The 12793-nt window shown below is 71.5% G+C and carries 9 protein-coding genes; 6 read left to right on the top strand and 3 right to left on the bottom strand.

Annotation, left to right across the window (positions count from 1 at the left end; all coding sequences use genetic code 11):
* Window positions 1-99: 99 nt before the first annotated feature.
* Entirely contained in the window at window positions 100-1380 is a 1281-nt protein-coding gene (locus CLV70_RS28645; RefSeq protein WP_106129730.1) for a multidrug effflux MFS transporter, read from the top strand.
* Window positions 1381-1744: 364 nt separating this feature from the next.
* Here the strand turns inward: CLV70_RS28645 and CLV70_RS28640 are convergent, their stop codons facing one another.
* The 3 genes from CLV70_RS28640 to CLV70_RS28630 form a co-directional block, all read right to left on the bottom strand.
* Window positions 1745-3385 carry a beta-1,3-glucanase family protein gene (locus tag CLV70_RS28640; RefSeq protein ID WP_245908513.1) on the bottom strand — a complete coding sequence of 547 codons (1641 nt, stop codon included), beginning with the start codon at window positions 3383-3385 and terminating at the stop codon, window positions 1745-1747.
* Between the two features lie 311 nt (window positions 3386-3696).
* Window positions 3697-5313 carry a beta-1,3-glucanase family protein gene (locus CLV70_RS28635; RefSeq protein ID WP_106129729.1) on the bottom strand — a complete coding sequence of 539 codons (1617 nt, stop codon included), beginning with the start codon at window positions 5311-5313 and terminating at the stop codon, window positions 3697-3699.
* Between the two features lie 184 nt (window positions 5314-5497).
* Complete coding sequence (locus CLV70_RS28630) at window positions 5498-7045, bottom strand: ricin-type beta-trefoil lectin domain protein (protein ID WP_245908512.1); 1548 nt, start codon at window positions 7043-7045, stop codon at window positions 5498-5500.
* A gap of 211 nt (window positions 7046-7256) precedes the next feature.
* Here CLV70_RS28630 and CLV70_RS28625 point away from each other — a divergent pair, with 211 nt between their 5' ends.
* The 5 genes from CLV70_RS28625 to CLV70_RS28605 are packed head-to-tail and all read left to right on the top strand — an operon-like array spanning window position 7257 to window position 12737.
* Complete coding sequence (locus CLV70_RS28625) at window positions 7257-8435, top strand: NAD(+)/NADH kinase (RefSeq protein ID WP_106129728.1); 1179 nt, start codon at window positions 7257-7259, stop codon at window positions 8433-8435.
* On the top strand, window positions 8435-8728 hold the full coding sequence (locus tag CLV70_RS28620) for a UBP-type zinc finger domain-containing protein (protein WP_106129727.1): 294 nt from the start codon (window positions 8435-8437) through the stop codon (window positions 8726-8728). The genes CLV70_RS28625 and CLV70_RS28620 overlap by 1 nt, the downstream gene beginning before the upstream one ends.
* 26 nt (window positions 8729-8754) lie before the next feature.
* Complete coding sequence (locus CLV70_RS28615) at window positions 8755-10413, top strand: NAD(P)/FAD-dependent oxidoreductase (protein ID WP_106129726.1); 1659 nt, start codon at window positions 8755-8757, stop codon at window positions 10411-10413.
* Window positions 10414-11886: an ATP-binding protein gene (locus tag CLV70_RS28610; RefSeq protein ID WP_106129725.1), complete on the top strand. Its 1473-nt coding sequence runs from the start codon at window positions 10414-10416 to the stop codon at window positions 11884-11886.
* Window positions 11886-12737: a helix-turn-helix transcriptional regulator gene (locus tag CLV70_RS28605; RefSeq protein WP_106129724.1), complete on the top strand. Its 852-nt coding sequence runs from the start codon at window positions 11886-11888 to the stop codon at window positions 12735-12737. Before CLV70_RS28610 ends, CLV70_RS28605 begins: the two co-directional genes overlap by 1 nt.
* Window positions 12738-12793 lie beyond the last annotated feature (56 nt).

The following is a 12793-nucleotide window of genomic DNA, read 5'->3' as shown; positions in this document are numbered from 1 at the left end:
ATATATCAGCTGGTAGGAGGCCTCGCGCGGGGGTTGTGACCGTTGTTACCAAAGCCGCCCCGACGGAAGAATCCCGGCGCGGGGCGGCTTGTCGCAACTGTGGCTGACACTCGCACCCTGACCCCGCCCGACGACGACCTCTCGCCCGGAGAGCTGCTTCCCGCCGGGCGCCGCTTCCGGATCGTCCTCGTTCTCGGGCTGCTCACCGCGCTCGGGCCGCTCACCATCGACATGTACCTGCCCGCGTTGCCGACGATCACCGACGACTTCGGTGTCACCGCGGCCGCGGTCCAGCTCACGCTGACCGGCACGCTCGTCGGCCTGGCGCTCGGGCAACTGCTCGTCGGGCCGCTGTCCGACGCGGTGGGGCGCCGGGCGCCGCTGATCGCCGGCGTCGGGGTGCACCTGCTCGCCTCGGTGCTGTGCGTGATCGCGCCGAACCTGGCCGTTCTCGGCGGGCTGCGGGTGCTCCAGGGCCTCGGCGCCGCCGCCGCCTCGGTGGTGGCGATGGCCATCGTGCGGGACCTGTTCGACGGGTTCGCCGCGGCCCGCCTGTTCTCGCGGCTCATGCTCGTGGTCGGCGTCGCGCCGATCCTCGCCCCGACCATCGGCGGGCAGGTGCTGCAGTTCACCTCGTGGCGCGGGGTGTTCGTGGTGCTCACCCTGGCCGCGGCCGCGATCATGGCGGCCACCGCGGTGGTGCTGCCCGAGACGCTGACCGTCGAGCGCCGCCGCAGCGGTGGGGTCGCCGGCACGATCCGGGACTACGGCCGGTTGTTCACCGACCGGGTCTACGTCGGCCTCATCCTGGTGGCGGGGCTCTCGATGGCGGCGCTGATCGCGTACGTGAGCGGTTCGTCGTACGTGCTCCAGGACGGTTTCGGTCTGAGCGAGCAGCAGTTCGCGTACGTCTTCGCCGGCGGCGCGGTCGGGCTGATCGGGGCCACCCAGCTCAACGTGCGCCTGCTGCGCCGCTGGACGCCCCAGCAGATCCTGGCCGGCTCGCTGACGGCCGGCCTCGGGTTCGGTGCCGTCCTGCTGGTCCTGGCGGTCACCGAGATCGGCGGGCTGTTCGGCGTCCTCGTCCCGCTCTGGCTGGTGCTCGCCATGGTCGGCCTGATCATGCCGAACGCCCCCGCCATCGCCCTGGGCCGCCACGGCGAAGCGGCCGGCACCGCCGCCGCCCTGCTGGGCGCGGTCCAGTTCGGCGTCGGCGCCGTCGCGGCGCCCCTGGTCGGGGTCCTCGGCGTGGGGGCGGTCGCCATGGCCATCGTCGTCTTCGGCGGCATGCTCGCCGCCTCACTGGTCTGCTTCGTCGTGGTCCGGCCGCACCGCCTCCCGGTCGAGCACAAGCAACTGGCCCTGGCCGTCGCCCACTAGCCGGCGGGCGTCGGGGACGGCCCGCGCCGGCCTGCCGCGGGCGCGGTGCGAGGTGGCCGCGCCGGCGGAGGCAAACGAGGCGACCCGATCAGGCGGCGGCTGCGATGGATGGCGGCGCCGAGCGCGTGCGCGGCGGAGGCGGGCGCGGGTGCGCGCATGCGGCTGGTCCGGGTGCGGCGCGGGCGCGAGCGCGGGCGGGGTGGTGCGGCGGCGCGGAGGCGGGCGCGGGTGCGCGCGGGCGGCTGGTCCGGGCGCGGCGCGGGCGCGGTGGTGCGAGCGCGGCGGCGCGGGGGCGGTGGTGCGGGGCCCTCGGACAGCGGGCCGGCGGGCCGCCGGTGGCGGCCCGCCGGGGTGGAGCGGGATGTCAGAACGGGGTCATGACGATTCCGGCCTGGCGGGGGTCGCCCGAGTGGACCAGCGACTCCTGGTTCTGGACGTCGTCGAAGGCGAAGGCGTACGCCTTGCCGTCCACCATCTGGTCGTGGATGACCTTGGCGTAGTGGTTCGACGGCTCGCCCTTGTAGAAGTCCGCCGCCTTGCCGCTCGGCTGGGTGTCGAGCGTGCCGAGCGTCGTGCGCTGCATCGCCGCGCAGAGGGTGCGGGAGATCGGGCCCACCACCTGGTCGTTCGGGGCGCCGAGGGCGCCGTCGCAGCCCCACACGTTGGCCGTCGAGGGCTTGGTGAACGAGGCGACGACCTTGCCCGCGCCGTCCGTGAAGTTCATGACGTTGCCGCTGGTGCGGCCGAAGAACTTGGTGCCCGGGCGGTCGCCGAACGGCACCACGGTCAAGGTCCTGCTCGTGTACGCGTTCCACGCCCGGTCGATGTACGGGTTCAGGTACGTCCCACTCATCAGCCCCGCGTCCGCCGCCTTTCCGGGGGCGAGGACGCGCAGCACCGTACCGTCGGAGCGGGTCTGGATGCTCTTGGCGAACGCCGGCTCGGCCCTGATGGCGTCGATGACCTTCTGCCGGCCGCCCGGCTTCAGCTCGCCGGTGCGGGTGGTCACGCCGTTGCCGCCCCGGACGCTGACGATGTGCGGCACGGCGAACATGTCGACCTGGGAGCTGTTCAGCCACAGGCCGGAGTCGTTGAGCGTGAACTCGCTCCAGTCGAACAGGATGTCCCTGTTCGGGTCGCCGCCGGCCCACGGGGCGGGCTGGACCAGGCCGCCGTTGCTGAGCCGGAAGTTGAGCTTGTCGCCGAACGACATGTAGATCCGGCCGGAGAGGTTCTTCGGCATCTTGATGGTGGTGCTGGCGCCGTCGGCCGGGCCGGGGATGGACACGTCCGGGGCCGGCACCGGCACGGCCCCGCCGCCGGTCCACGGCGTGAACGTGCCGGCCGCGTTGACCGAGCCGAGCTTGCCGGTGGTCAGGTTGACGCCGAGGACGTACAGGTGGACGGCGTCGTTGCGGCCGGTCCGGTTGGTGACCTTCACCGGCAGCAGGTTGCCCGCCGGGGGTACGGCCTTGTCGGCCTCGTCGTCCGCCGGCCTGGTGGGTGCCTGGGTGGTGGGCCTGGTGGCCGGCGCGCTGCTCGGCACGGCGACCGGGGGCTTCACCGGTGCGTAGGTGGCCGCCGGCGGCTGCGGCTGGGTGGCGCCGCCGTCCGTACCGGTGCAGGGCCTGCCGTTGATCTTGCAGTTGACCGGGGCGCCGCCGGTGCCGATGAAGCCGAACGTGACCTTGCCGTCGACCGGGACCGTGCCGTTCCAGCCGCGGTTCGTGAAGGTGCGGTGCTGGCCGGCGGCGGCCATGTCGGCCTCCCAGAAGCTGCCGACGGTGCCGCCCGCGGGCAGGTCGAACTCGACCTTCCACGACCTCATGGCGGACGGGCCGCCGTTGGTGATGGTGACGGTGCCCTGCCAGCCCGAGCCCCAGTCGGACGTCTTGCGGAAGACCGCCGTGGTGGCGGCCGCGGACGCCGGCATGGCGATCCAGGCGGTCCCGGCCGCCGCCACCACGGCGGCCACGGAGAGGATGAATGTTCGCTTGCGGCGCATGGGGGGACTTGCCTCCACTGTGGAAACGGAAGAGGTGCCCGCCAATTATTAGGAATCTTTACCGGTGCGCCATTAATTAAGAGCGTGATTAAAGTGCTGCTGACCGCAAGCGCGTACCGAATCCGCCCGCCACCAGGCAATAACACTTCGGTGCTGAGATATCGATAACTTCTGGTCATCGAGTCATCGCGCGGGCGCTGCCGCCCGTCCGTGAAGCCTCCGGCCGACCGGGGAGGCGCCTGCCGTGAGTAGGAGAAGCCAAGACCGGGCGGGTCGCCACAAGGTGACAGTCCGCCCGGTCATGACCCAGATCAGAACGGGCTGATGACGATTCCGGCCTGGCGGGGGTCGCCCGAGTGGACCAGCGACTCCTGGTTCTGGACGTCGTCGAAGGCGAAGGCGTATGCCTTGCCGTCCGCCATCTGGTCGTGGATGACCTTGGCGTAGTGGTTCGACGGCTCGCCCTTGTAGAAGTCCGCCGCCTTGCCGCTCGGCTGGGTGTCGAGTGTGCCGAGCGTCGTGCGCTGCATCGCCGCGCACAGGGTGCGGGCGATCGGGCCCACCACGAGGTCGTTGGGCGCGCTCAGGGTGCCGTCGCAGCCCCAGACATTTCCCGTCGAGGGTTTGGTGAACGAGGCGACGACCTTGTCCGTGCCGTCGGTGAAGTTCATGATGTTGCCGCTGGTGCGGCCGAAAAACTTGGTGTCCGGGCGGTCGCCGAACGGCACCACGGTCAAGGTCTTGCTCGTGTACGCGTTCCACGCAAGGTCGATGTACGGATCGAGGTACGTGCTGCTCATCAACCCGGCGGCCTCCGCCTTTCCGGGGGCGAGCACGCGCAGCACCGTACCGTCGGAGCGGGTCTGGATGCTGGGGGCGTAGGCGGGATCGGCCTTGATCGCGTCGATGACCTTCTGCCGGCCGCCCGGCTTCAACTCGCCGGTGCGGGTGGTCCGTCCGTCGCCGCCCCGGACACTGACGACGGACGGAACGGCGAACATGTCGACCTGGGAGCTGTTCAGCCACAGACCAGCATCGTTGAAGGTGAACTCGGTCCAGTCGAACAGGATGTCCCTGCTGGGGTCGCCGCCGGCCCACGGGGCGGGCTGGACCAGGCCGTCGCTGGTGAGCCGGAAGTTGAGCTTGTCGCCGAACGACATGTAGATCCGGCCGGAGAGGTTCTTCGGCATCTTGATGGTGGTGCTGGCGCCGTCGGCCGGGCCGGGAATGGACGCGTCCGGGGCCGGCACCGGCACGGCCGCGCCGTCGCTCCACGGCGTGAACGTGCCGGCCGCGTCGGCCCAGCCGAGCTTGCCGGTGGTCAGGTTGACTCCGAGGACGTACAGGTGGACCGCGTCGGAGCGGCCCGACTTGTTGGTGATGGTGACCGGGAGCCGGTCGCTCGCCGGCGGCAAGGGCTGGTTGTCGTCCGGCTGAGGGCCGGGGACCGCCGCCAGCTGCGCGTCAGCGCCTTGAAGGCCGGGTACGGCAACGCCGGGGCCGGGACCGGGGCCCGCCGATCCCCCGTCGAGGGCGGGGGCGCCGGAGCACGGCAGGTCGTTGATCTTGCAATTTACCGGGTCGCCGCCCGTGCCGATGAAGCCGAACGAGACCTTGCCGTCGACCGGGAGCGCGCCGTTCCAGGCCCGGTTGGTGAACGTGCGGTGCTGCCCGTCGGCGACCATGTCGGCCTCCCAGAAACTGCCCACCGTGCCGCCCTCGGGAAGGTCGAACTCGACCTTCCACGAGGTCAGCGGCGACCCGCCATTGGTGATCGTTACGTCGCCCTGCCAACCGGTGCCCCAGTCGGACGTCTTGGTGAAGACCGCCGTGGTGGCGGCCGCGGACGCCGGCGCGGCGATCCATAGCGTCCCCGCAGCCGCCACCACGGCGGCTGCGGAGAGAAGAAGAGCGCGCTTGCGGGGCATGGGGAATTGCCTCCACTGAGGACGGGACGGGGGTGAGATAACTATAGGAACCCCGAGCGCCGCGCGGCCTGCAAGAGCTTATTCAGAGACGTGATATTCCAATTACTGCCCGGATTTCCTCCGGGAGTTGCCCGCCGATCGTCTCCGGCCCGATCGGCGGGCAGTGCTTCCTCGAAGAGATATCTCAGGCTCGTCGCCACTTCTGGTTGGCGCCGCCGACGCAATCCCACAGGTGCAGCACGGCTCCGTCGTTGCCGTTCCACTCCTTGATGTCGACGCACTTGTTCGCCTGCGGGTTGACCAGGTCGCCGGCGGCCGACAGGACGAACTGCTGGGCCGGGTTGCCGCTGCACCCGACGATCTGGATCGCGGCGCCGTTCGCGGTGGAGCCCCACGCGACGTCCATGCACTTGTTGTTCGAGGTCTGCAGCGTGCCGTTGACGAAAGTCCACTTCTGCGCGCCGGTGTTGTTGCAGACCCACATCTGGAGCTGGACGCCGTCGGAGAAGTTCGAGTTCGGTACGTCGATGCACTTGTTGTTCCAGTTGCTGACCACGGAACTCGTGCTGCCGCCACCGCCGCCGCTGGTGGTCAGCGACAGGCCGTACACGCTGAGGATCTCGTTGACCGGCTGGAACCACATCGTGCCGCCGGAGCTGCAGTTGCCGGAGCCGCCCGAGGTCACGCCCTGCGCCTGGTTGCCGGAGATCCACGAGCCGCCGGAGTCGCCCGGCTCGGCGCAGGCGTTGCTGCGGGCGAGGCCGGAGACGGAGCCCTGGGCGTACACGATGGTCTCGTTGCGTCCGAGGATCGTGCCGCAGCGCCACCCGGTGGTGCGCCCGGACCGGCAGACCGAGCTGCCGATCGCCGCCTCCTGCGAGCCGGCGACGACGACGTTGCCGCCCGAGTAGTTGTTGACCCACGGTTGCGGCGTCCAGTTGCCGTTTGTGCGGATCCACGCGTAGTCGTTTCCGGGGAACGAAGAGCCGGCGAAGGTGCCCTGCGAGACGTTGTTGTAGCCGAGCGTCGGGCTGTTCACGCCGCCGCAGTGGCCGGCGCTGACGAAGCCGCCCGCGACCGGGAAGCCGACCGAGCAGAGCGTGTTGCCGTTGATCACGTACTGGTCGCCGCCGCGGAGGTCGTACATCGGGCTGGGCTGCCTGGCGTCGACCACGGTGACCGGGCCGGCGCCGCTGTCCGCCGCGAACCTGCGGGCCTGCGCCGCCGCTCCCGGCTCGGCCATCACCACGAGGCTGTTGCTCGCGGTGTCGACGTACCAGCCGCGTACGGCGGTGCCCTGGGCCCGGGCGGCGTTGCGGTCGAGCCTGGCGCGGGCGGCGCCGAGGTCGCGATCGCTGCGGCTGACCACCCGGGGTACGGCCCCCTCGGCGCGGATCAGGGCCGCCTGGCCGGCGTCGGTGGTGGCGACGGTGAGGCGGTCGGCCCCCTCCGGGATCCAGGCGCCCGCGAAGGCGGCGCCGAGCCGGGTACGCAGCCGCTTCTCCACGACCGGCGCGGCGGCCTCGGTGGCGAGGCGGCCGGCGATCTGGTCGTCGGTCAGCTTCAGGTCCCGCCGCATGGCCTCGACCATGCCCGGGGCCATGTCGAACGCCGGAGCCGCGGTGGGTGCGGCCGGCGCGGGCTTCTCGGCCGCGAAGCCGGGTTGGGGTAAGACGCCGAGGACGGTCAGCGCCGCGGCGGTGACGCCGAACGCCTTGAACGCAGGGGACATGGGGGAGTCCTTCCGCTGATCTGGGGATACGGGGAAGGAGAGCGCTCTCTAGATCGGAGTCTGTCGATATTTGACATCGCTGTCAAGAAACTTTCACATTTCCCGCACCCGGTACCGGTTCCGGGCACTCTCGCCGTTGCCCCGCCGACGTGCGAGGCTGAACGCTGACATGCCGCCGGACGATGTCCGGCCCGAGCACAGGAGGTGGGCCATGGGCATGGTGAAGGTCGTCGGGCTGGTCCTGCATCCGCGACGGGACTGCGGTTCGGCCATCGACGCGATCGTCCGCTGGGCGGAGTCCCGCGAGGTGACCGTGCTGGGCCTGCACGACGAGATCACCCGGATCGACTGCGACGCCGTCGCGGTCTCGGCCGAGGAGATGGTGGAACGCGCCGGGCTGCTGGTCAGCCTCGGCGGCGACGGCACGATGCTGCGCACGATGCGGCTGGTCGAGGGGCGCAAGACCCCGGTCCTGGGCGTCAACGTCGGGCGGCTGGGCTTCCTCGCCGAGGTGGACCTGCCCGATCTCGCCGGGGCGCTCTCCTCGATCGACGAGCACAACTTCACGATCGAATCGCGTACGGCGGTGCGCACGGTCCTGCCCGACGGCCGCGAGGTGTCCGCGTTCAACGACATCGCGCTGGTCCGGGTGCCCGGCGACGGCCTGGCCCACGTCGGCATCAACGTCGAGGGCAGCAACTTCGTCCGGTACGCGGCCGACGCCGTGATCGTCGCGACGCCCACCGGCTCCACGGCGTACAGTTTCTCGGCGGGCGGCCCGATCGTGTCGCCCAACGTCGAGGGCATCCTGGTCAGCGCGTCGGCGGCGCACTCGTCCTTCAACCGCTCGCTGATGCTCTCGCCGGACGAGCAGCTCGAGCTCGACGTGGCCGCCACCAGCGGCCGGCTCGCCATCGAGGTGGACGGCATCATCCAGGGCTACGCGGGCGCCGGCGACCAGCTGCGGGTCATCCCGGTGCCGGCCGCCGCCCAGGTCATCCGCTTCGGCCGGACCTCGTTCTACGAGCGGGCCCGGCGCAAGCTGCGGGTGGAGGGCAGCGCCCAGGTCGGCGGCGGCGACCCGGGCGACGCGGTGGTCGTGGACAGCTTCGAGCAGTCCCGCTACGAGGTGCTGCTCGGCGGTGAGCTGGCCGGCGTCCTGCACTACCGCCGGCACGGCGAGCGCGTCGAACTCGCCCACACCGAGATCGACCAGGCCTTCGAGGGCCAGGGGCTGGCCGGCCGGCTGGCCGCCGCGGCCCTCGACGACGCCCGCCGCCGGTCCACGCCGGTGCTGGTGACCTGCCCGTTCGTCGCCGGGTACGTGGAGCGCCATCCGGAGTTCACCGATGTGCTCGCCGCCGGAGTCCAGACTGGAGAGAAACTCTGATGACCGAGACCGCCTGCGCCCACCTCGACCGGGCCGCCGACGTCACGCCGTCCGGCAACGGGTGCGTCGAGTGCCTGGCCGCCGGCGGCCGCTGGGTGCACCTGCGCGTCTGCATGACGTGCGGGCACGTCGGCTGCTGCGACTCGTCGCCCGGCAAGCACGCGACCGCGCACTTCCACGCCGAGGACCACCCGCTCGTGCAGTCGTACGAGCCGGGTGAGGACTGGTGGTGGTGCTTCCGGGACGAGGTGGCCTTCAAGGTCGCCGGTTCCCCCACGTTCACGTACGTCTGAAGCGACCCCCGACCGGGAGGACTCATATGGGCCACCCCGCCATCCTGACCGTCGACGACGACCCCTCGGTGTCCCGGGCCATCGCCCGCGACCTGCGCCGCCGGTACGGCGAGCACTACCGGATCATCCGGGCCGCCTCGGCGGCCGACGCCCTGGAGGCCCTGCGCGACCTCAAGCTCCGGGGCGGCCGGGTCGCGGTGATCCTCGCCGACTACCGCATGCCGCAGATGAACGGCATCGAGTTCCTGGAGCAGGCGATGGACCTGTTCCCGAACGCGCGGCGGGCGCTGCTCACCGCGTACGCGGACACCGACGCCGCCATCCAGGCGATCAACGTGGTGGACGTCGATCACTACTTGCTCAAGCCGTGGGACCCGCCGGAGGAGAAGCTCTACCCGGTGATCGACGCGCTGCTCGACGCGTGGCAGGCGACCGGCGACCGGGAGGTCGAGGACATCCGCGTCGTCGGGCACCGGTGGAGCGAGCCGTCGTACCAGATCCGGGACTTCCTGGCGCGCAACCTCGTGCCGTACCGGTGGCTCGGCGCGGACGACCCGGAGGGGCGCCGCCTGCTCGACGCCGCCGGGGTGGGCCCCGAGTCGATCCCGCTCGTGGTGACGGCCGACGGCCGGGCGCTGGCCCAGCCGAGCCCGTCGGATCTCGCCGAGGCGGCCGGCCTCTCCACCGCGCCCCACCGCGACTTCTACGACCTGATCATCGTGGGTGGCGGCCCGGCCGGCCTGGGCGCCGCGGTGTACGGGGCCTCCGAAGGGCTCAAGACCCTGCTCGTGGAGCGGCAGGCGGTCGGCGGCCAGGCCGGGCAGAGCTCGCGCATCGAGAACTACCTGGGCTTCCCCGACGGCATCTCCGGCGCCCAGCTGACCGACCGGGCCCGGCGGCAGGCCGGCAAGTTCGAGGCGGAGGTGCTCAACACCCGGGAGGTGACCGGGCTGCGGGCGGACGGCTCGGCCCGCACGCTGACCTTCGCGGACGGCGGTGAGGTGTCCGCGCACTCGGTGGTGCTGGCCACCGGGGTCGCGTACCGGCCGCTGGCCGCCGAGGGGGTCGCCGAGCTGACCGGGTCCGGCGTCTACTACGGCTCGGCCGCCACCGAGGGGCCGCTGTGTGCCGGCAGCGACGTCTACATCATCGGCGGCGCGAACTCCGCCGGTCAGGCCGCGCTCTTCTTCTCCCGGTACGCCCGCACGGTCACCCTGCTGGTCCGCGGCGACTCCCTCGAGGCGTCGATGTCGTACTACCTCATCCAGCAGCTCAACAAGATCGACAACGTGCGGGTGCGGACCCGATGCGAGGTCGTCGGGGCCGAGGGTGACGGGCATCTCCAGGCCATCACGATCTGCGACAGCAAGAACGGCCTCAAGACGACCGTCGAGTGCGGCTACCTCTTCGTTTTCATCGGCGCCGAGCCGCGCACGGACTGGCTCGGCAACGCCGTGGCGCGCGACGAACGGGGCTTCGTCTACACCGGGCCGGATCTGTTGACGAACGGCACACGCCCATCGGGATGGGATCGGGACCGGGATCCGTTCTACCTGGAGTGCAGTGTTCCCGGCATCTTCGCCGCCGGCGACGTCCGGGCCAACTCCGTCAAACGGGTGGCCTCGGCGGTCGGCGAGGGCGCGATGGCCGTCACGCTGGTCCATCGTTACCTGGAGGCACAGTAGATGAGCGACATCGAGGTTGAGGAGATCCGCCTGCAGCCCTGCGAACCCGGCACGCTCACGCCCGCCGAGCTGCGCACGCTGTTCCTCTTCGAGAAGCTGACCGACGACCAGCTCGCCTGGGTCGCCGCGCACGGCTGCACCATGCACACCCCGGCCGGCGCGCTCGTGCTCCGCGAGGGCGATCCGGCGGAGAAGTTCATCGTCCTGCTCAGCGGCACGATTTCGCTCACCCGGCGGGTGGGCCAGGACGACGTGATGACCACGCGTACGGAGCAGCGCGGCGTGTACATGGGCGCGACCCAGGCGTACATCCGCGACGAGGGCATCGAACACCGCTACATGGCCTCCATGCGCGCGCTCGACGACGCCGACTTCTTCGTGCTGTCCGCCGCCGACTTCGCCTGGATGATGCGCGAGTGGTTCCCGATGGCGATCCACCTGCTCGAAGGCCTCACCCTCGGCATGCGCAACACCCAGGCGGCGATCAGCGAGCGGCAGCGGCTGATGGCGCTCGGCGCGCTCTCCGCCGGCCTGATGCACGAGCTGAACAACCCGGCCGCGGCCGCCTCCCGGGCCACCGGTGCGCTGCGCCAGCGGGTCGCCGGCATGCGGCACAAGCTGGGCATGCTGGCCGCCGGCCGGGTCGACCCGGACCGTCTGGACGCGCTCGTCGAGCTCCAGGAGGAGGTCATCGAGCGGGCCGCGAAGGCGCCGGCGCTGACCGCCATGCAGGCCGCGGACCGCGAGGACGAGCTCGGCGACTGGATGGACCAGCGCAACGTCACCGGCGGCTGGGACCTCGCCCCGGTCTTCGCCCAGGGCGGCCTGGACATCGACTGCCTCGACGACATCGAGGCCAAGGTCGGCACGCGTGAGCTGCTCGACCAGGCCATCCACTGGATCGGGTACGCCCTCGAGACCGAGCAGCTGATGAGCGACATCGAGGACGCGACCAGCCGGGTCTCCTCCCTGGTGTCGGCCGCCAAGCAGTACTCGCAGCTGGACCGCGCGGCGCACCAGTGGATCGACGTGCACACCGGGCTGGACAGCACCCTCGTGATGCTGGGCCACAAGATCGGCAACGGGGTGAAGGTGGTCAAGGACTACGACCGCACCCTGCCGCAGATCCCGGCCCACCCGGCGGAGCTCAACCAGGTCTGGACCAACATCATCGACAACGCGGTGCAGGCCATGAGCGGCGCCGGAACGCTGACGGTCCGTACGTTCCGCGAGGACGACCACGTCGTGGTGTCGATCGGCGACACCGGCCCCGGCGTCCCCGAGGAGCTGCGCAAGCGGGTCTTCGAGCCGTTCTTCACCACGAAGGCGGTCGGCGAGGGCACCGGCCTCGGCCTGGACATCTCCTACCGGATCGTGGTCGGCGGCCACGGCGGCGACATCGTGCTGGAGTCGCGGCCGGGGGACACCCGCTTCCTGGTCAAGCTGCCGCTGACCGAGCCGTCCTCCCGCTGATGGACAAGCAGGAGCTGGGGGCGTTCCTCCGCAGCCGGCGTGAGCGGCTGCGGCCGGAGGACGCCGGGCTTCCCGCGGGCCCGCGGCGCCGGACCCCCGGGCTGCGCCGCGAGGAAGTCGCGGTGCTCGCCCACATCTCCACCGAGTACTACGTGCGGCTCGAGCAGGGCCGCGCGCCGCGCCCGTCGGCCGAGGTCCTCGCCGGGATCGCGGGCGCGCTGCGGCTCACCGGCGCCGAGTCCGACCATCTCCACGTGCTCGCCGGCACCGCGCCGAGCCGGACCGGACTGCACCGCCGCGACGTGCGGCGGAGCATCGTCGCCCTGCTCGACCGGATGCCGCAGACCGCGGGCTTCGTGCTGTCGGCGGCGTTCGAGGTGCTCGCCTGGAACGAGCTCGCGGCGACCGTGATGGAGGACTTCGCCGCCGTACCGCCGCGGGACCGCAACCTTGCCCGGCGGGCGTTCCTGCGACCGGTGGACGGCGACGCGACCCTGTTCGGGGTCGTCGACGACGGGGGATTCCGGCACAGCGCCGTGCAACAGCTGCGCGCCGCCCTGGCCCGCTACCCGGCCGATCCCGTGGTGAACGGCCTGGTCGACGAGCTCCGCGCCGGCAGCGCTGACTTCGCGCGGCTCTGGGAACGGCACGACGTCGAGCACGCGCCGATGCTGCGCAAGTCCTTCCGGCATCCCGCGGTCGGCGAGGTCACCGTCGACTGCGACGTGCTCGCGCTCACCGACCGCGACCAGCAACTCGTGCTCTACTCCGCGCCGCGGGGCTCGCGCGACGCGGAGTCGCTGGCCCTGCTGAGCGTCCTGGGGAGCCGGCAGGTCGGCGAGTTCCGCTGACGCCGGACCCGGTTCGCGGCGGGGTTCCCCCGGGTGGGAGCCGTGCGGCTTCCGCG

This window comes from Pseudosporangium ferrugineum (assembly GCF_003002065.1).
In the GTDB taxonomy this organism is placed as follows: Bacteria; Actinomycetota; Actinomycetes; order Mycobacteriales; family Micromonosporaceae; genus Actinoplanes; species Actinoplanes ferrugineus_A.
This window is presented reverse-complemented; position numbering and strand designations above follow the sequence as displayed.